This window comes from Absicoccus intestinalis (assembly GCF_033971885.1).
GTDB lineage: Bacteria > Bacillota_I > Bacilli_A > Erysipelotrichales > Erysipelotrichaceae > Absicoccus > Absicoccus intestinalis.
The window spans coordinates 1-20,278 of the sequence record NZ_JALBUS010000024.1 but is presented as its reverse complement, the minus strand read 5'-3'; the positions used below and the strand labels follow the sequence as shown (position 1 = coordinate 20,278).

At 37.9% G+C, this 20,278-nt stretch carries 19 protein-coding genes and 1 riboswitch; of the genes, 13 read left to right on the top strand and 6 right to left on the bottom strand.

All coding sequences use genetic code 11. The features are described 5' to 3' along the window. Positions 1 to 197: 197 nt before the first annotated feature. From MOZ64_RS10880 to MOZ64_RS10845, 8 genes are all read left to right on the top strand, one after another. On the top strand, positions 198 to 821 hold the full coding sequence (locus MOZ64_RS10880; RefSeq protein WP_320326578.1) for a class II aldolase/adducin family protein: 624 nt from the start codon (positions 198 to 200) through the stop codon (positions 819 to 821). Between the two features lie 17 nt (positions 822 to 838). Next, on the top strand, positions 839 to 1,906 hold the full coding sequence (locus MOZ64_RS10875) for a zinc-binding dehydrogenase (RefSeq protein ID WP_320326577.1): 1,068 nt from the start codon (positions 839 to 841) through the stop codon (positions 1,904 to 1,906). A 17-nt stretch (positions 1,907 to 1,923) separates the two neighbouring features. Then, entirely contained in the window at positions 1,924 to 2,232 is a 309-nt protein-coding gene (locus MOZ64_RS10870) for a PTS sugar transporter subunit IIB (RefSeq protein WP_320326576.1), read from the top strand. 27 nt (positions 2,233 to 2,259) lie between these two features. Beyond that, positions 2,260 to 3,516 (top strand): PTS transporter subunit IIC, encoded by a 1,257-nt coding sequence (locus tag MOZ64_RS10865; protein WP_320326575.1) that lies wholly within the window; start codon positions 2,260 to 2,262, stop codon positions 3,514 to 3,516. Between the two features lie 27 nt (positions 3,517 to 3,543). Further along, on the top strand, positions 3,544 to 4,002 hold the full coding sequence (locus tag MOZ64_RS10860; RefSeq protein ID WP_317313004.1) for a PTS sugar transporter subunit IIA: 459 nt from the start codon (positions 3,544 to 3,546) through the stop codon (positions 4,000 to 4,002). Between the two features lie 172 nt (positions 4,003 to 4,174). Beyond that, positions 4,175 to 4,642 carry a hypothetical protein gene (locus MOZ64_RS10855; RefSeq protein ID WP_320326574.1) on the top strand — a complete coding sequence of 156 codons (468 nt, stop codon included), beginning with the start codon at positions 4,175 to 4,177 and terminating at the stop codon, positions 4,640 to 4,642. 16 nt (positions 4,643 to 4,658) lie between these two features. Then, positions 4,659 to 5,945, top strand: a complete 1,287-nt coding sequence (locus MOZ64_RS10850) for a sn-glycerol-1-phosphate dehydrogenase (RefSeq protein WP_320326573.1) — start codon at positions 4,659 to 4,661, stop codon at positions 5,943 to 5,945. A gap of 262 nt (positions 5,946 to 6,207) precedes the next feature. Then, complete coding sequence (locus MOZ64_RS10845) at positions 6,208 to 6,861, top strand: HAD family hydrolase (protein ID WP_320326572.1); 654 nt, start codon at positions 6,208 to 6,210, stop codon at positions 6,859 to 6,861. Positions 6,862 to 6,906: 45 nt separating this feature from the next. On the opposite strand, the gene MOZ64_RS10840 is transcribed toward MOZ64_RS10845, so the two are convergent. Together MOZ64_RS10840 and nrdG are read right to left on the bottom strand one after the other, a co-directional pair. Next, positions 6,907 to 7,497: an ECF transporter S component gene (locus MOZ64_RS10840; RefSeq protein WP_320326571.1), complete on the bottom strand. Its 591-nt coding sequence runs from the start codon at positions 7,495 to 7,497 to the stop codon at positions 6,907 to 6,909. A 76-nt stretch (positions 7,498 to 7,573) separates the two neighbouring features. Next, positions 7,574 to 7,692, bottom strand: a riboswitch (FMN riboswitch). Between the two features lie 39 nt (positions 7,693 to 7,731). Further along, on the bottom strand, positions 7,732 to 8,253 hold the full coding sequence (gene nrdG, locus MOZ64_RS10835; protein ID WP_320326570.1) for an anaerobic ribonucleoside-triphosphate reductase activating protein: 522 nt from the start codon (positions 8,251 to 8,253) through the stop codon (positions 7,732 to 7,734). 125 nt (positions 8,254 to 8,378) lie between these two features. Here nrdG and MOZ64_RS10830 point away from each other — a divergent pair, with 125 nt between their 5' ends. Both MOZ64_RS10830 and mmuM read left to right on the top strand, forming a co-directional pair. After that, on the top strand, positions 8,379 to 9,803 hold the full coding sequence (locus MOZ64_RS10830; protein WP_320326569.1) for an alanine/glycine:cation symporter family protein: 1,425 nt from the start codon (positions 8,379 to 8,381) through the stop codon (positions 9,801 to 9,803). Continuing rightward, a complete protein-coding gene (gene mmuM, locus MOZ64_RS10825) occupies positions 9,796 to 10,749 on the top strand; it encodes a homocysteine S-methyltransferase (protein WP_320326568.1) in 954 nt (317 codons plus the stop codon). The genes MOZ64_RS10830 and mmuM overlap by 8 nt, the downstream gene beginning before the upstream one ends. Positions 10,750 to 10,784: 35 nt before the next feature. On the opposite strand, the gene MOZ64_RS10820 is transcribed toward mmuM, so the two are convergent. The 4 genes from MOZ64_RS10820 to MOZ64_RS10805 all read right to left on the bottom strand — a co-directional run bounded on the left by MOZ64_RS10820 (position 10,785) and on the right by MOZ64_RS10805 (position 16,060). Next, positions 10,785 to 11,903, bottom strand: coding sequence for a 5-methyltetrahydropteroyltriglutamate--homocysteine S-methyltransferase (locus MOZ64_RS10820; protein ID WP_320326567.1), 1,119 nt, complete (start codon positions 11,901 to 11,903; stop codon positions 10,785 to 10,787). A 96-nt stretch (positions 11,904 to 11,999) separates the two neighbouring features. Next, positions 12,000 to 12,905: a LysR family transcriptional regulator gene (locus tag MOZ64_RS10815; RefSeq protein WP_320326566.1), complete on the bottom strand. Its 906-nt coding sequence runs from the start codon at positions 12,903 to 12,905 to the stop codon at positions 12,000 to 12,002. 261 nt (positions 12,906 to 13,166) lie between these two features. Next, positions 13,167 to 15,317, bottom strand: a complete 2,151-nt coding sequence (nrdD, locus tag MOZ64_RS10810) for an anaerobic ribonucleoside-triphosphate reductase (RefSeq protein ID WP_320326565.1) — start codon at positions 15,315 to 15,317, stop codon at positions 13,167 to 13,169. A 143-nt stretch (positions 15,318 to 15,460) separates the two neighbouring features. Next, a complete protein-coding gene (locus tag MOZ64_RS10805) occupies positions 15,461 to 16,060 on the bottom strand; it encodes a LexA family protein (RefSeq protein ID WP_320326564.1) in 600 nt (199 codons plus the stop codon). Positions 16,061 to 16,676: 616 nt separating this feature from the next. On the opposite strand from MOZ64_RS10805, the gene ispD reads away from it, so the two are divergent. The 3 genes from ispD to MOZ64_RS10790 are packed head-to-tail and all read left to right on the top strand — an operon-like array spanning position 16,677 to position 20,124. After that, positions 16,677 to 17,324: a 2-C-methyl-D-erythritol 4-phosphate cytidylyltransferase gene (gene ispD, locus MOZ64_RS10800; RefSeq protein ID WP_320326563.1), complete on the top strand. Its 648-nt coding sequence runs from the start codon at positions 16,677 to 16,679 to the stop codon at positions 17,322 to 17,324. Positions 17,325 to 17,338: 14 nt separating this feature from the next. Then, the gene (locus MOZ64_RS10795; RefSeq protein WP_320326562.1) at positions 17,339 to 17,764 is read left to right on the top strand and encodes a glycosyltransferase family protein; all 426 of its coding nucleotides are present in this window, start codon (positions 17,339 to 17,341) and stop codon (positions 17,762 to 17,764) included. A 50-nt stretch (positions 17,765 to 17,814) separates the two neighbouring features. Then, positions 17,815 to 20,124, top strand: a complete 2,310-nt coding sequence (locus tag MOZ64_RS10790) for an HAD-IC family P-type ATPase (RefSeq protein ID WP_320326561.1) — start codon at positions 17,815 to 17,817, stop codon at positions 20,122 to 20,124. Positions 20,125 to 20,278 lie beyond the last annotated feature (154 nt).

Here is a 20,278-nt window from a genome sequence, read left to right as displayed (position 1 = left end):
TGTATGTAGTTAGCATGCACTTTTTTTATTCTTTTTGTTTATTTTATTAAACGATATCAATCCCACTTCCTTTATTTGAAATAAAAAGTACAAAAAATTTCTCGTTGAGAAATTTCTACTTCTTTTCATAATGTTGAATATCGTTTAAATTGAAAGCGTATTCAAAAACGATAAATAAAAAAAGGAGGAATCAATGAATGAATTCAGAAGAAATAAAGGAACAAGTTGTACTTTATTCTAAAATTCTTGATCAGAAAGGGCTTGTAAATTCTCTGGAAGGCAATATTTCCATTTATGATCGTGAAAACGATTTATTATATGTTACTCCAACATCTACCAGAAAAGAGTTTTTGAAGCCTGAAGATATCGCCGTTATGAAAGGCGATGATCAAGTAGATGGAAAGAAAAGACGTTCGAGTGAATATTTGTTGCATAAAGTGGCATTAGCTGCAAGGCCAGATTGCAATGCCGTTGTACATGTGCATGCACCTTACATGACAGCCTATGCGTATTGCAACAAGAGCATTGACATTCGTTGCTCAACCACATTCGCCATCTTACATGATGGAATTCCATGCATTCCTTATGGATTACCGGGTAGCTTGGATATCACAAATGGTCTATCCGAAGCGATTCAAGGACATGACATTGTATTGCTAGCGAATCATGGTTTGGTATGTGTGGCAAAAACATTAGAGCATGCATGTGCTGTTGTTGAAGCAACAGAAGAAGTATTAAAAATTTATAATTTGGCTAAGACAATGGGCGTTTCCAATCTTTCCGATGAAGATCTGGAAGCCATAAAGAAAGCAAAGCGATAGGAAAGGAGGTATGTAAGATGAAAGCAGCAGTAATGTATGGTCCTAATGATATTCGTGTGGAAGAGATAGAAACACCAGTTTGTCCTGAGGATGGTTTGATTATTAATGTACGGGCCGTTGGTTTGTGTGGATCTGATATTCGTAATATGACAACCGATTCTCGTCAAGGTAAATATCCGCACGTATATGGACATGAAATCGTTGGTGAAATTGTTGAAAAAGGTCCTCAAGTCAAAGGATATGAATTAGGTGAAAATATTTATGTTTATCCAGCTGATCATTGTGGACATTGTGAGGCCTGTCGTTCTGGACATTCGGAAATGTGTGAAAACCAAGGAAAATACACAGAACGTGTAGGTGGATTTGCGGATTACTATGTCGTTACCGGTACCCAATTATCGCGAGATTCCGTATTTAAATTAGCACCGGATCAAGATGTCATAGCCGCTACGTTAGCCGAACCGCTATCATCGGTCTATGCATGTCAGGATAATATTGATGTTCGATATGGCGATACTGTCGTTGTGATTGGGGCCGGTCCTATTGGATGTTTCCATATTCAATTAGCACGATTAAGAGGTGCTACAAAAATTGCGATGGTGGAATTGAATGAAGAAAGACTAGAATTAGCGAAACGATTTGGTGCGGATTTGTATGTCAATTCTTCGAAGGAAGATCCAGTCGAAGCTATTAAAAAGTGGACTCACGGAAAAGGCGCGGATAAGGTCATTTCAGCAACACCAGTTACCGTGACGCAGAATCAGGCATTATACATGACACGTAAAGGTGGTATCACTGTTTGGTTTGGAGGTGTCGCTAAAGGTAAATTGGCTGAAATTGACACGAATTACGCACACTACAATGGTTTATGGATCTATGGCCATTTTGGAGCAAACAGTATTCAAGTGGAACAATCATTCCATTTGGCTTTATCCGATGCATTTGAAGCTAAGAAATTTATCACACATATTTTACCATTGAGCAAAATCAATGAAGGAATTCAATTAACTAAAACAGGTGAAGCAATCAAGGTTGTATTGATTCCAAATGAAGAAAAGAATAAAGATCTATTACCAAATGAATAGTATAGGAGGAATGAAATATGGCAGAAAGACCAGTTGAAATTTTAGTAGCGTGTGGAAGTGGAATCGCTTCAAGTTCTGTTGCAGCAGAAGCTGTGAAAAAGATTTGTAAAGAAAACGGTATTCCAGTAAATGTACATAAAGGAACCGTTCAAACGATTCAATCTTCCGCTAAGAATATGGATATTGTGATGACCACATCGAATTTCCGAGGACATATTGACAAACCATTGATTAAAGTTTTTGGTTTGATTTCGGGAATTGGAAAAGACAAAGTAGCCAAAGAAATTGTGCAAACATGTAAAGAAGTACTTGCAAAACAAGAATAAGAAAAGAATTAAGGAGAGATTTAGAATATGGATATTTTAATGAACGCCGTCCAAACATTATTAGGAATGGGCGCTACAGCCATCTTGCCAATCATGATTTTGATTCTAGGTTTAGTATTCAGAATGAAGTTTGGTGAAGCATTAAAAGCAGGTTTATTAGTAGGTATTGGATTTAATGGATTAGGTCTGGTCATTAATTTATTGTTTACGACCATTCAACCAGCTGTTGATTTTTACTCGAAATTAGGACATGGATATACTGTTACCGATATGGGATGGGCAGCTGTTGGGGCGGCATCTTGGTCCGTGCCATTTGCACCATTTGTTGTACCCGTTATCTTCATTATCAACATCATTATGATTCGAATGAAATGGACAAAAGTAATGAATGTGGATATTTGGAACTTTATCCATATGTTGATTCCAGGTGCATTGGCTTATGCGATGTTTAATAATGTTTGGATTGGTGTCTTGATTACCTTGATCATGGCAGTTGTAGCTATTAAATTTGGTGAACATGTTGCTCCAGCTTGGCAAGATTATTATGGATTGGAAGGTACAACTTGCTCGACGGCATCATTTGTATTAATGTATCCAATTTTTGAAGCATTGGATAAATTATATAGTAAAATTCCTGGATTAAATAAAGTAAATGTAAACGTGGATGAATTATCACAAAAATTAGGTGTTTTTGGTGAATCTTCGTTCATCGGTATTGTTGTTGGTGTTATTTTGGCTTTGATGACTCATCAAGACGTTACGGGTGTATTCAAAATGGCCATTGGTTTTGCTTCTGTATTGGTATTGATTCCACGTATGGTTGCCGTAATGATGGAAGGTATCACACCAATTGGCGGTGCAGCCAACGAATTTATGTCGAAATGGGTTGGTGAAGATGACACATTGTTGATTGGTATGGATGTATGTTTAGGTTTAGGTGATCCAACATGTATCGTTATTACAGCTATCATGATTCCATATACCATCTTATGTGCATTTATCATTCCAAATATGAATTACTTCCCTGTTGGCATCTTGTCTGTTGTATGTTACACAGTTGTAATGCCAACATTAGCACACCGTGGTAATTTCATTCGTACATTGATTTCTTGTATCATCATGATCACTTTCATTGCTTGGGCAACAAACGTATTTGCACCAGAAGCAACAATGATGGTATCAACAACAGGATTGAAAGTTAAAGGTATGGTAACCGATTCATTCTTCGGATATAACTTGATGAACGTGTTACTAGAAATTATTCACCGTTTATTTATGATGTAATAGATGATTTTGGAGGATGCGCATTACATGGATGATATGAAATATTTTGCAATAGAAGGGCATGCAAACACAGATTTTGAAGCGATACACCTTTGTGCCCAGAAATTAAAGGAAGAAGGATATGTAACTGATCAATTCGAGTCAAATTGTATCAATCGAGAAAAAGAATATCCTACAGGCTTGCCAACGGTTGTTCCCGTAGCAATGCCACATTCAGAAGCATCCGGAGTAGTAAAAAATGCTATTTGTATGTTGAAATTGGATAAGCCCGTTTGTTTTCGACGCATGGATGATGAAACAGAAGATATATCAGCGAAAATGGTATTTAATCTAGCATTGACAGATTCGAGTCATATGGAAATTTTACAACATTTGATGGGATTGTTCGCCAATACCGAAAAAATGCAAGACCTATATGACACAGATATAAAAGATCTTCCAGCAAAACTTGCGACTTATATCAAACAAGGTCAAGAATCAGAATAGCCATTCATTGAGAGCCACAGATTCTTCTGTGGCTTTATGTTTACTTTTTAATGAAAAGGGGAATCATATGTCAACCAAGAAGATCACGTGTAAATACACAAATAGCGAAGAAATTATTAAACAATATATCAATACAGCCAATAGACAAAATGAAATTCCAATTGTTGGGGTAATGATCATGGGAATCCTGCTGGGTGTATATGGTTTTATGACAAATCCTGGATCACATATGAATTACGTTTGGCTTGGAATTGCAGCCCTGATGGCTTTTGGCGAGATATTTTCATCTCGACATATGGTGACGAAACGACAAATCAATCGATATAAGAAAAAATATGGAAGAGTCAATAATAAAATAGACATCACATTATCCGATAAAGTTCATTATTCTATTGATGGTCACCGAATGGATTATAAATGGCATTCGATCGTTGAGATAAAGGAAACTGATGATTTATTGATCCTATGCTATCCAAGTGAAATGATACCTTTGAAAAAAGAGGGGATAAAAAATGTTACTTTGGATGAGACTCGAGAATATATTCGAGATCACATTGCACTCGATAAAGCAGTATACGAAGAAAAGAAAAAAAAGAAAAAATCGATAAAACAAACACCAAAACAAAGACTTGTAGAGTGAATAGAAAGGGGTAAATATGCAGATTGATGTAAATAAGATCAAAGGATTGTGTGATCCTGAAAAGGATCAAAAGATCTATGTTGATGATTTGATCATTGAAAAAGGGGCAATCAATAAATTGCCACAGGTATTAAGTGAAAAATATCCACAGTATAAGAACATTGTCATGATTTGTGATAAAAACACATATGAAGCCGCTGGTAAAAAAGTTGAACAACTTTTACCGAGTGTTCATACGATTATTTTGGATCCAACAAACTTGCATGCCGATGAACATGGAGTTGGATTGGCCGAAGAAGGCTTAAAACAATATCCAGATGTTGATTTCATGATTGCGTGCGGATCCGGTACGATCCATGATATCACTCGGTATCATGCTTATCATAAGAAAATCAATTTTTTATCCATTCCAACGGCCGCTTCTGTAGACGGCTTTGTATCTACCATGGCAGCCATGACTTGGAAAGGGATGAAAAAGACATTCACAGCGGTCAGTCCTATTTTTGTATTAGCCGATAGTGAAATCTTTGCGAATGCACCCAAACGATTAACGGCAAGCGGAGTAGGGGACTTATTAGGCAAATATACGGCTTTGTGTGATTGGCGGATTGCTTCAGCCGTAACGGGAGAATATATCAGCTGGCCAATTGTAAACTGGGAATACGATATTTTGAAAGATCTGGTCAATAACCTGGATGGTATTGGATCAGGGGATTTATCAGCATATGAAAACTTAATGTACGGATTATTGCTTTCTGGCCTGGCCATGCAGATCATGACCTATTCCCGTCCTGCTTCTGGATGTGAGCATCATTGCTCTCATTTATGGGAAGAAGCAGCTATCAATGAACCAATTGATTATCTACATGGAGAAAAGGTTGGTGTTGGTCTATGCATCACTTCGGCTGTCTATAAAAAAGCATTAGAGAAATTAAAAGAAGGCAACTATACAGTAAAAGAACGTATGGATGTGGAAGTTGATTTCATTAAGGAATATTTCAAAAATCCTGTTCTTCAAGCAGAAATCTTAAAAGAAAATGAAGACAATGTAATGGCAGGAATCACTGGTCAGCAATTGAAAGACCATGAAGCTGATATCATAAAAATATTGGAAGATCTGCCAAGTGCGGAACAAGAAATTCGTTGGTTAAAAGATGTGCATGGATTGACAACATTGCCTGAAATTGGCCTGGATGAAAGTCTTCGCTCATTGACATTGAAATTAAGTCCATATGTACGTCATCGTCTAACCTTTATGCGTTTGTTGAAATTCTATAGTTTCTACGATGAAATTATTGCCTAGCCTATGTTGAATTAATAATCATTTAGGTATGAATGGAGTAGAAAATCAAGAATTTATATGAAATGAATGAACTGTTTGTTAGACTATATGTCGAAATAACATGGATGTAAAGACAGTTATTAAAATGATATCGGCAGTTCAGTATTGACTAATTTTCTATGATTTTAAGTCCACTCTAGTTTTAGGATGAGTGAGAGTGACTAGAAAGAGAGCGAGGTTATTATCTTTGCGTATATTTTGCTATGAGAATGGAGAAAAAAACATGAATAGGATACATGCTGCCATATTTGATTTAGATGGATTGTTGATTGATACACAACGAATTTATCAGTCTGCACTTGAAGATACGGGAAAAGCATATGATATTTCATTGACAAGATCTTTAACAGATACCTTTGCAGGGGCAAGTCCTGATCATATTGCGAGTATTATGTTTTCACGGTTTTCTATTGATGGGATCGCATTTATGAAAGATGTCATGAATGCGGTGATCGATCGAGAAGCAAATGATTTAGTGTTAAAACCTGGGGTCAAAGAAATTCTTTCCTATTTTGAATCAATTTCGATTCCTATGGCAGTTGCTTCGGGTTCACCTTGTTCATTGATTGAACGAAACTTAAAACTGGTGGATATTGATGAATATTTTTCAGTCATTGTCAGTACACAAGAAGTCGCACATGGAAAACCATCACCGGATGTTTTTTGGGAAGCAGCCCATCGATTGCAGGTAGAGCCCAAATATTGCCTGGTCTTTGAAGATGCGATCAATGGTGTGAAAGCCGGTCTTCGTGGTGGCTTTCCGACCATCATGATTCCAGATCTTGTACAACCAGATCCAGAATGGAAAACGTCCTTATATGGTGTATTTGATACATTAGGTCAAGCTATGGTCAAAATAAAAAGCATGATGGAATGATGCAGTTCCATCATGCTTACAATGAAGTTGAATCATTGGAGAATACTATTTTTCATGAAAAATAAATTGAATACGGTTATAGATCAAAATCATGATCACACCATTAAGGATCCCTTTGATTAAAGTGAATGGCACATTGAAGATCAATAGAGCTTGGCCAATACTTTTGATGGATGGGATCAATAATTGATACATTTGTAAGATGGCAACTTCAGGAAAGCCTAATACATTATAATATAATGGATAAATGATCCAATAATTGATGGGCCAACTGATCAGTGCCATGGCAACAGCACCCAATGCACTTGCTTTGAAGACACCAGATTTGGTTGGATTTTTTTGAAATACATAGCCAGCTACAGCTGCAAACGTAGCACCTAAAAGGAAATTGGATAATTCACCCACAAAACCAGACTGACTCACTGCCATATGAATGATGTTTTTGATCAAAGCAATCAATACACCAGTGAATGGACCATAGGCAAAAGCACCAATCAATTCTGGTAAATCAGAAAAATCCAATTTAATGAAACTAGGCATGATTGGAATTGAAATTTCAATATACTGCAAGATGATCGCAATTCCAATCAACATGCCACATCGTGTGACTTTCTTTGTTCGGTTATTAACTTCCATTTCTTTACTCCCTTTCTTGCATCTTTGAAACAAAAAAATGGTGTACCACAAGGGGCACACCATGAAAAACATCTGTTTCTGTCTTTTCCCATCCGGACTCTAACCGTCGGTACTGGAATTTCACCAGTTCAGCCTCATATGAGGGTCATGGACTTTACCATCGGTAGGGAATTTCACCCTGCCCCAAAGACGTTATTGATTTGTTACAAATACACCTTATATCAATTTTCTCGTTTAGTCAAGATATAAGACAATCTCATTTTGTGCTAAGCTCTTCTTCAAATCAATGACACGTTGATTTTCCGATCCACGAAAAGCTAACTGAATGTTCTTTTTTTCTTCTACGAAAGGACCATCGACCAGCACATCAATATAAGACAACAATTCATCAGTCATAGGACCATGACGACGACCTCCATCCAATAGATCTTGATCTAAAATAAAGCCGGTCCAAGCCCAAATATCTTTCTTCGGATAAAGTTCCTTGGCTTTCTTACAAAGTTGGACCAATTCTTCTTGATTTGAAAATTCAAAGGGATCACCACCTAAAAGGGACAAGCCTTTACAGAAATCGTTTTTCAAAAAATCAAGAATTTCCGCTTCAGTTTCTTTGGTGTAGGGCTTTCCATAGGCAAAATCCCATGTTTCGGGTTGGAAACAATTTTTACAATGATTCGTACAACCCGATACAAATAAACTAATACGAACACCTTCGCCATTCGCAATATCATATTTTTTTATATTTCCATAATTCATACGTCATTCCTTCTTTTCTGATTATATGATACATGCAAAGATAAAATACATCTACTTTGATATATTATGCACAAGATAATTGAAAAAACATTGTAAGCAAAAAAGATATGTGAGAAAATATTTTCATGTTTCGAATACTAACACAAATATCCAATATTCTATGGGGCACACCCATGACCATCGTTCTCATTGGAACCGGTATTTATTTATCCATTCGCTTTGGCTTCCGCTATAACTTTCGTAAAATCAAGTTTCATTTTCAAAATACCTTTGGCAAAATGTTTCAACCAGGCCAAGGAACCGGGAGCGTATCCGGATTTGCAGCGGCTTGTACGGCCATGGCCAACACGATTGGTGTTGGTAATATTGGCGGTGTAGCTTCGGCTTTGGTTTCTGGTGGACCAGGCGCTATCTTTTGGATGTGGATCTCAGGGCTATTCGGCATGTCGACCAAAGCCTGTGAAATTATTTTAGGCCAACGATATCGTGTGAAATACAATAAATCCATGGATGAATATATGTGTGATCGTTCATTTGTGATGCGCAATGCTTTGGGCTGGAAAACCGGAGCTGTTATTTTAGCATTTGCTTGTTTTATCCTAGGACCTTGGACATGTTGCGTACAAACGGAAGCAGTCACGAGTTCACTCAAAGAAGGTTTTCAAATAGCACCGATTTTGTCGGTTTCCGTTTTAGGTTTGACTTGCTTTTTGACTATCTTTGGTGGGCTGAAACGAATATCCTCGGTCATGGAAAAGGTGGTTCCATTTATGGCACTGGTATATATTTTAGGTGGGTTAGGAATCTTGATCATGCATATTACCATTGTTCCACAAGCCTTCTTGTTGATTTTTAAATCGGCATTTACACCCATGGCTGGAATTGGTGGCTTTGCTGGAGCTACAGTGCGTGATGCAATTCGCTATGGAGTTGCACGAGGTCTTTACTCCAATGATGCCGGAACCGGCTATGGCATGATTGCCCATGCCAGTGCAAAAACGGATCATCCAGTACGACAGTCTAGCTGGGGATGGGGCGAAGTTTTCTTAGACACGATCGTGGTTTGTTCGGTAACAGCCTTATCGTTGATACTGACGAATGTATATATTGATTATCCCAATATATCAAGTGCTCGATTGACCACTGTGGCATTTAAAGTGGCCTATGGTCAAGCGGGTGGTTGGTTTATGGCAATCGCGATTGCCGTATTTGCATGGACAACGATCATTGGTATGTATTATAGTTGCGAAAAATCTGTAAATTATGCATTTGGCGATACCGAACAGAATAAACTGGCAACTAAGATCTATATGATTTATTATATGTTGCCTTGTGTCTTATTTTACAATATCAAAGCGGATTCTCTATGGGCCATGACGGATATTTTATCGGCGATATACATTATTATTACTTTGATATTTATTTATTCAAAACAAAAAGTGATCATGGATCTATTCCATGATTTCTGGTTCCGTTTTATTCCTGAAAAAGAAGCAGGATTAAATCCAGAACCCGTTGTATTTGGAAAGGAAGAAAGTGAATATGAATAGACAATCTTTACAAGATGTATTGAATCAAGAAAAGATCATGATCATTGATGGATCCATGGCTACAGGCTTGGAGCTAAAAGGATATGATTTGAATCAAAGCCTTTGGACAGCCAGTGCTTTGGTTAATAAGCCAGAATGGGTCAAACAAGTGCATATGGATTACTTTAAAGCAGGAGCCGATTGTGGTATTACCGATAGCTATCAAGCTTCTATACCTGGCTTAATGGCTAAAGGATATAGTGAATCCGAAGCCGAAGCTTTGATTACAAAGTCCGTGGCATTGTTTCATGAAGCACGACAACAATGGTGGCAAGAGGAAGGGAAGGCAAGTGGACGGGTTTATCCATTATGCTTAGGAGCTGTTGGCCCTTATGGTGCTTATTTAGCCGATGGATCGGAATATCGAGGGAATTATGGCATAGATACAAATACGCTGATTGCTTTTCATAAGCGGCGTATGGAACTTTTATGGCAAGCAGGAGCGGATCTTTTAATTATGGAGACCCAGCCTTCTTTATCCGAAGCCTTGATTGAAGCTGAATTAGCAGAAGAACTGGGTGCCACATATTGGATTAGTTTCACTTGTAAAGACGGCAAATATACTCATGAAGGCCAAACTATCGAAGAATGTGCCAAAGCATTGTCTGGTTTGCCTCATTTAGCGATGGTCGGTATCAATTGTACAGATCCAAAATATGTCGAATCCTTAATTCAAGAATGGAAGAAATATACCGATTTACCAATTGGTGTATATCCAAATAGTGGCGAAACCTATGATCCACTGACAAAAACATGGCATGGCCCAACCCAACCTATTCCCTATGAAAATTGGGCAGAAATTTGGATGAAAGCAGGTGCTAGTGCTGTTGGCGGTTGTTGTCAAACAGGAGTGGATCATATCAAACAAGTGGTTCAGGCAAGAAATAAATTCTTATCCAATAAATAAAGAATGCACCTTGTTGAAAGCAAGATGCATTTTTTTCATGATTTCCAAACTTCTTGGGCAATTTCTTTGACCAATTTGAGTTTTGCCCATTGCTCATCTTCTGTAATCTTATTCCCAATCTCACAAGAAGCAAAACCACATTGAGGACTTAAATAGAGACGATCCAAAGGAATGTACTTGGCTGCTTCATGAATACGTGCAATGATCTTGGCCTTCTCTTCCAATTTCGGTGTTTTGGTAGTGATCAAACCTAAAACAACTTTTTTATCTGGGGATACTTTCGCTAAGGGTTCAAAACCGCCCGATCTTTCATCATCATATTCCAGATACAAAGCACTGACATTTTCTTTCGCAAATACATAGTCTGCCACACCATCGTAAGGACCGCTCGTAAAATACGTTGAATGATAATTTCCACGACAAATATGAGATGTAATGGTCATATCTTTCGGTGTATTTTCTAGCGCTAAATTATTCACTTGCAACAATTCTTCTTTGACTTGTTCCAGATCCAATCCAAGAGATTGATAGCGTTGTTTTGCGGCATCACCTACAATGGCGCCCCATGTACAATCATCCAATTGTAAATTGCGACAACCAGCTTGATAGAATTGTTGGATCACATCTTGATAAGCTAAGCCGATATCGTGGATCAAAGTTTCATTGGTTGGATAAAACTTCCGGGTTTGATCGATGTTCATTGGTACGATCATTTGTTGGAAGAACTGAGCAGGAGCTGGAATCGTATATTTAGCTACAGTATCTTCATCTTCAAATTGTTGTAGGAATTTGAAATAATCTACAAATGGATGATGTTTTGGCCGGATCTTGCCGACCAGGTAGGTATCATCCAACACAGCTAATTCGCCAGCAAATGGAACGCCACCATCGGTCAATTGATGTTTGACGCCTTCAAATCCCCACATAAAATCCAAATGCCAATAGGTTCTCCGAAATTCACCATCTGTGATAATGTGATATCCCAGTTCTTTTTGTTTGGTTACTAACTTAGTGATTTCTTCATTGATGACTTGATCTAATTTTTCTTTTGTACAACGCCCTTGTTGATAAGCTGCTTTGATGTCTTTTACCCGTTGAGGACGAAGAAAGCTACCCACAAAATCATATCGATACGGTGCATGAATGGAACTCATAAATATATACCTCCTAAAATTCATATGTTTTATGGGTGTATTATAACAAGCTATCTTTCTAATGATAAATACGAAAAAACAACATATATCATAGACTTAAACTATGGATAAATGCCGCTTTAAAGCTTCTTGATAGAATAATGCATAAGGACTCAAGATCGTATGTTTACGAATGATGCATCCAATCCGCATTTTAGAAGCAAAACGCAAAGGACGAGCAATGATGTTGTCTCCATTCAATTTCTGATCAATGACTCCACTACATACAGTAAATCCATGAAGGCCAATCAATAAATTAAATAAGGTAGCTCGATCTCGCACTTGGATATTCTTGGGAAAGTCCAACATTGGAATCAATTCCTCTGAAAAATAAAAGGAATTTTGTTCGCCTTGTTCATAGACAAGATAAGGGTAAGGGAATAGGTCATCAATCTCGATGATTTCTTTAGAAGCGAGTGGATGATCGGCACTTAAAAAGACATGAGGATCGGCAACAAAAAGCTCGATAAAAGTCAGATCTTTGTTTTTGATCATTTTGGATAAGATATCTTCATTATCCGGAGATAAATAAAGGATTCCTATTTCACTACGACCACTGGCTACATCATCGATGATTTCTCCAGTTTGCGTCTCTCGTAAAATGAAACTATATTGATCCGAATCGAAATGACGAATCAAATCCACATAGGCATTGACCGCAAAGGAATAATGTTGACAAGAAACCGAAAATTTAGGCGTTCGCTTTTTTCCCTTACCAAAATGCTCTTTCATATTGTCCGCTTGTTCCAACAACATTCGCGCATACGATAAGAGCTGTTCCCCTTCATGCGTGATCGTAATTCCTTTTTTGGAACGAATAAAAGCGGTCACACCCATCTCTTTTTCTAGACTATGAATGGCTGTACTTAAGCTCGGTTGGGAAATATATAATTTTTCAGCGGCTGCAGTAATACTGCCACATTCCGCAACCGTTACTAGATATTTTAATTGTTGAAGTGTCATTGGACCTCCTTGCATGTATTAAAAGATAAAAATTGTTCATATAATGTCCAATCGTTTCTAGCTCATTTCTATTAACCAGAAATTTTTCGAAAATAAACTTTTTTCACCTTCATTCATAAGATATTTGACCAGAAATTGCTTATTTAGATAGTCACCATTTGGCAGAATGCCAAACGGTGATGAAAAAAATATCAAAATGAAATGACAATATTATTCCATAAAAGAAAAGCTATACGATATCAATCATATAGCTTTAAGATTCTACAAATGCAATACACGCTCTTTGATTTCTTGCGTACGTCCTTGATTCCAGAACTGTGTGCCAATATAGCCACAAGTACGACGAGCCACATTCATTTTTTCTTGATCCGTATTGCCACAATTTGGACACTTCCAGATCAATTTATGATTCTCATCTTCCACGATCTGGATCTCACCAGTATAACCACATACCTGGCAATAATCGCTCTTTGTATTCAATTCGGCATACATGATGTTGTTGTAGATATGCTTCATGACAGCTAAGACTGCATCGATATTGTTTTCCATATTTGGCACTTCTACATAGCTGATGGCTCCACCTGGAGACAACTTTTGGAATTTAGATTCCAAAGTCAATTTATCAAATGCATTGATTTGTTCTGTGACATGGACATGATACGAGTTTGTGATGTAGTTTTTATCCGTTACATGAGGAATGATGCCGAAACGATCTTGTAGACATTTCGCAAACTTGTATGTTGTAGATTCCATTGGCGTTCCATACAAACTGAAAGAAATATTGGTTTCTTCGCGTTTTTTATTGCACCAATCATTCAAATACTGCATGACTTTTAAACCAAATTTTTCACCTTCTGGCGAAGTATGCGAAACCCCTAACATGTAATAGACCATTTCAGCAATACCAGCATAGCCTAAAGAAATCGTTGAATAATTGTCATACAACAATTTATCGATGGTTTCTCCCTTCTTTAAACGTGCCAAAGCACCGTTTTGCCATAAAATAGGGGCTACATCACTTGGTGTACCTTTCAAACGATTGTGACGATACATCAAAGCCTCATAACAAAGATCCAAACGTTCATCTAAGATCTTCCAGAAAGCATCCATATCTTTCTTTGAAGAACAAGCGACATCAACCAAGTTGATGGTAACGACACCTTGGTTAAAACGACCATAATATTTATGATGAACCGGATCTGGTGTCAAGAAAGAACGACAACCCATGCAAGGATAAACATCGCCGCCTTTTAATTCCTTCATGATCTTTTCCGAAATATAGTCAGGAACCATTCGTTTGGCAGTACATTCCGCCGCTAATTTGGTCAAATAGAAATATGGACTATCTTCTTCAATGTTGTTGTCCTCTAAGCAATAAATCAATTTAGGGAAAGCGGGAGTAATGAATACACCCTTTTCATTTTTTACCCCTTGAATACGTTGCTTCAACATTTCTTCAATGATCAAAGCAAGATCATCACGCGTTTGTCCTTCCGGTACTTCGTTTAAATACATGAATACAGTGACAAAAGGCGCTTGACCATTGGTGGTCATTAAAGTGATGACCTGGTATTGGATAGTTTGTACCCCTTTTTCAATTTCACGACGAACACGCATTTCTGCAACTTCATTGACCTTCTGATCCGAAATTTCAATACCAGCGGCTTCAAATTCTTGACGCACCTCTTTACGGGCTTTTTGACGAGATACATCCACAAATGGGGCTAAGTGAGACAAAGTGATGGATTGACCACCATATTGAGAACTGGCCACTTGCGCAATGATCTGGGTCGCGATATTACAAGCTGTCGCAAAGCTATGAGGTTTATCAATACCTGTTTCACTAATGACCGTACCATTTTGAAGCATGTCTTCTAGATTGACTAAACAACAATTATGCATGTGTTGTGCAAAATAGTCAGCATCATGAAAGTGGATGATGCCTTTTTCATGGGCTTCGGAAATCTCTGGAGGCAACAAGAAACGCTTAGTGATGTCTTTGGAAACTTCACCAGCCATATAGTCACGCTGTACACTGTTGACCAATGGATTCTTATTGGAATTTTCTTGTTTCACTTCTTCATTTTGACGCTCCAACAAACTCATGATTTGTTTATCGGTTGAATTGGCTTTACGAACCAAAGCACGCTCATAACGATAGGTAATGTAGTTGTGAGCAACCGAAAAGAATTGTTTTTGCATCAATTCCGCTTCGACCATATCTTGGATTTCTTCGACATTGGCACTACGCTTTAAAGCCTTACATTTTGCGGTTACACTCTGGGCAATGTCTTGGATGTTTTCATCCGTCATTGGCGTATGTAAAGTCGCCTGGTTTGCTTTGGAAATCGCATTGAAAATTTTCTGGACATTGAATAATACTTCTTCACCACTTCGTTTAATAACATTCATATTTTAAATCTCCTTTATTTCAAAATAGTTGAACTTTCAACTATTTTCTTGTCAAGCATCTTTAGTATACCTAGAAAAAATAGGAATTCAAGGCTTGATTTTTCATTCCAATAATGATTCATACGATTTCATCGAGAAAAAAATCAATTTATTTCAGTTTGAGCATAAATAACTTTACCAATAATTTGTACCGGCAACTCATCCACTTCTTGTTTGGTAAATACTTTGGTCTCTACATCTGGATTGGCCGCTTCCAATAATAAGACCGAATCGGTCTTGATGACACGTTTGACCGACACTTCATCTTGTCCAATCAATACGATGGCAATGGTGCCACTTGGTACATCGTTGCAGGCCTGCACATACAATAAGTCGCCATCATGGATCTTAGCGTCGATCATCGAATTTCCTGTTACACGAAGAAAATAATCGCCTTTCCGATAATCCGATTCAGAAACGGGAATATAGCCTTCTAAATTTTCTTCGGCTAATAAACCATACCCAGCTTTTACAGTCCCTAACAAAGGTTTTTCAAAGGAAAAAGTAGACATTCGCTTCATTTGATCGATATCGAGATGCATCAATTGAGATAGTTTTTCTAAGGTATCCGCATTGATTCGTTTGGTTTGGCCGTTGCACCAACGCGATACCGTTGACTTTGTGACCCCTAAGACCTGTGCAATTTCATCATTGGTAATATGGTTTTGACGTTTGTATTCTTGTAGTATTTCTTGTACATTCATATTGTCATTATATATGCAAAAGAGATAGAATGCACAGGAAAGTCGCATAAAAGTTGCATTTTCACACAATTTGACACAATGTTTTGAAACCTCACAAATTTTCACATGATTAAGTGAAATTTACGCGTTAATTATTTAGTACATTACAGTTGAGCAAAGAAAAGCTCATAATAGTAAAAAAACTTCATATATTTCTCTCTCCCTAATAACGTATATGAAAAAACAATGAGCGATGAAGGCAAGCATCGCTTTTTGTTTGCTCAAATTTTTTTAACAATAGCCTGTTTCGATGTGCGACCCACGATAGAAAATGGGACCAGAAATTTGTGATTATCCATCCCTTTTTTCAGAATACTTTAGGAATGCTCAAACAATAAGAAAAACATATTTTCACACGATTGAGTGAAAATCTTACGATAATTATTTAGTACATTACAGTTGAGCAAAGGAAAAGCTCAATAGTACAAAAAACTTCATATATTTCTCTCTCTCCTAAAAACATATATGAAACAAACGCAAGAAGCGATGAAGGCAAGCATCGCTTTTTGTTTGCTCTTTTCATAAAATTAAATATTTAGTGAATCCATAACGTAGGAATTTTGTTATAATGTTTAATATGGACTATAGTGTATGTTTATTGGCAGCGGGTAAAGGAACCCGAATGAAGCTGCCCTACAATAAAGTATTTCATCGTTTGAAAAAAAATAAGACCGTCTTAGATTCAAGCCTAGGCATTTTTCTACAAGATAGCGAATGTAAACAAGTGGTCTTGATGTATGCCAAAGAAGACGAAGCTTATATGAAAGAACGATACAGTAAGATCGATCGCGTGGAATTGCACGAAGGTGGTCTGACTCGACAAGAAAGTGCGGGGATCGGCCTTCATTTTGTGAATCAAGACTATGTGATGATCCATGATGCGGCTCGTCCTTTTGTGACCAAAGAACAAATTGATGCTTTAAAAGTCGCATTGGAAACGGAAGATGCTTGCTTGTTGATGATCCCAAGTGTGGATACGATCAAGATCGTAAAGGATGGATATGTTGAAACAACGCCTTTGCGTCAACATGTATATAATGCGCAAACACCACAATGTTTTAAGACGACATTGATCAAGATGTGTTATGAAAAATCTTTATTAGAAGGACGACAAGCCACGGATGATGCACAATTGGTTGAATGGTATACGGATGTGCCTATCAAAGTGGTATTGGGAGATCTAGGCAACAAAAAAATCACATTGCCACAAGATATATCGATATAGAAAGGAGTTTTTTCATGAATTATTCACTGTTGATTTACCAATCCAATCCGGTTTCCATCGATGCTTTTTTAGACGATTCTCGCTGTAAAGAAATCATTCAATTATGTACGACAGAGGAATTGATGACAAACAGTGTGCATCCCCAATCAAAGACGCTTTATGTGCCAACACAAGATACTTTATATACCTCAATTTTTAATGGCTTAAAAGGCGTGACCCAAGAAGATGTGATCGTCAGCGATGGTCAAACAAAGCTACAAATTCATGATATCGATACATTATTGGATTATTTAAATCAATGGCCAGCCATTCAATATGATGAAACAACCTATGCCTTTGATACACGCCTATTGATGTTTTCGCTTCAAAAAGCTTTGGAATCCCATCAAGATCTAAGCGCCTGTTTCCATGCCATTGATATGAAAATCAAATCACTGTAGTGGATCGGACGCCACTTTTTTTTTATGTGAAATTGCGTTAAGATTGATATATGAATTTGAAGATAGCACGGCATACAAATATAAAAACCGGATTGAGTGATGAAGACGTATTGCGTTCACAACCCAATGTGTATGAAGACAAAAATTCACGCTCCTATAAACAAATTATTCATGATAATTTCTATACATTATTTAATGCGATCAACTTAGTTTTGGGATTGATGGTTTTTATTACAGGCGCTTATCGCAATATGATGTTTGTGGGCCTGGTTTTTTTAAATACCGTTATTGGGATCATTCAAGAAATTCGATCCAAAAAAATATTAGATAACCTGGCATTATTGAACCAACAAAAAGCCAATGTCTTACGCAATGGGAAAATCAAAAGCATTCCCGTGGAAAAAATCGTGCGAAATGATATCTTGATGGTCAAGACCGGCGATCAGATCAGTGTGGATGCCATCGTGGTCGATGGCCAAGTTGAATGTAATGAATCCATTTTAACCGGTGAAAGCGATTCGATCATCAAACAATATGGAGATCCCTTGATGTCGGGTTCCTTTGTCGTTTCTGGACAAGCCAAAGCCCAAGTTGTGAAAGTGGGAGCCGATACGTATTCGCATTCCATTTTGGAAAGTGCCAAACGCGAGAAACAATATCCATCCGAATTGCGCGATAGTATCAATTCCATCATCCGCTTTTCAACGATCGTTTTGATCCCAACCGGATCGATCATGTTGATCAAACAACTGATGGAAAATACCAGCCAATGGCGAAGCGCTATTTTATCGACTGTTGCCGGGGTCATTGGTATGATTCCCGAAGGATTGGTCTTATTGACTAGTACAGCCTTGGCCATGGGAGCGGTAAAATTAGCGCGTAAACAAGTATTGGTACAAGAACTATATTGTATTGAAACTTTAGCACGTGTCGATACCCTTTGTCTGGATAAGACCGGAACCATCACCCAAGGAAAGATGAAAGTTGTATTGACCGATGGTCTAGGAAAAACGTCCGATGAAGAAATGCGCTATATCTTAGCCAATATGTATTCTTGTTTGGATGATGATAATGCCACGGCACAAGCTATACGTGCCTATACAGGCAAAGGCGATGCCCGCTGCATACGTACGATTCCTTTTTCCAGTAGTCGAAAAGCCAGTGCTGTTGTGTTTGAAGGCAACCGTACCTATATGACAGGCGCCTATTCCTTTATCGTGAATCAACAAGAAAATTGGATCAATGAACGCATCGAATCGTATGCACAACAAGGCATGCGCGTTTTGGTTTTAGCAAAAGGACGAATCATGGGCGACCAAATTCGCGGGAATAATGAAGTGATTGGTCTGATTGGGATCCAAGATGTATTACGACCCAATATTCGTCGGACCTTACAATATTTCTATAAACAAAATGTGCACGTGAAGATCATTTCTGGAGATGATCCTCGTACCGTGGCAGCCATCGCACAAAAAGCCGGTGTCAAAGGCAGAGCCGTCGACATGACCACGGTCAAAGACATCGATCAAGCAGTACAGACCTATTCGATTTTTGGTCGGGTCACACCGGAACAAAAGAAACAAATGGTCTTATCTTTACAAAAACAAGGCCATACCGTAGCGATGACGGGGGATGGTGTCAATGATGTCATGGCCTTAAAAGAAGCCGATTGCTCCATTGCGATGGGATCTGGATCCGAAGCAACCAAAGGCGTTGCTAGCTTGGTCTTGTTGAAAGATCAATTTCGAGCCATGCCATCGATCTTGCGAGAAGGCCGTATTGTCATTAATAACATTCAACGTTCAGCTTCTTTGTTTTTAGTGAAAACCATGTTTTCATTCGGCCTATCGCTGATCACGATATTCTGGTTTAGTGCCTATCCATTTAAGCCCATTCAATTATCTTTGGTTTCCTTATTAGGAACAGGCATTCCCGGTTTTGTCCTTGCTTTGGAACCCAATGAAGAACGAGTGACAGGCCACTTTTTACAACACGTATTTGGACGAGCGATGCCAGGAGCCATCATGGTCATCTTATCCGTTGTGTTTGCGAATTTGTTTAGACAACCACTCCAAATGAGTGATGCCCAATTCTCCACGATTTGTACGATCATCGCTTCATGGAACTCCTTGTGCGTCTTATATACTGTATGTACTCCAATGACACAACTCCGTAAATTGTTGTTGATTTGTATGTTTGCGGGATTGGTCATTGGTCTAACCGTATTCCATAGCTTACTTTATCTTGTGGGCTTGACATTCTGGCAAGGTATCTATGTGGCATGTAACCTAGCCATCATACCGGATTGTTTATTGCTCATGAAAAAAGCCGTCGATAAGACCATCTTACGAAATGCATAAACCTTCAACTTTGAAGGTTTTTTTATGGATAAATTATCATAATAAGTGCAACAGCCTATAAGAATAAAAAAAGTCCATGGGTTCAATGATAAAATGTGAGTGACAAAACAAACATTTATCAAGGAGAATCCCATGAACTATAACCATCTTAACA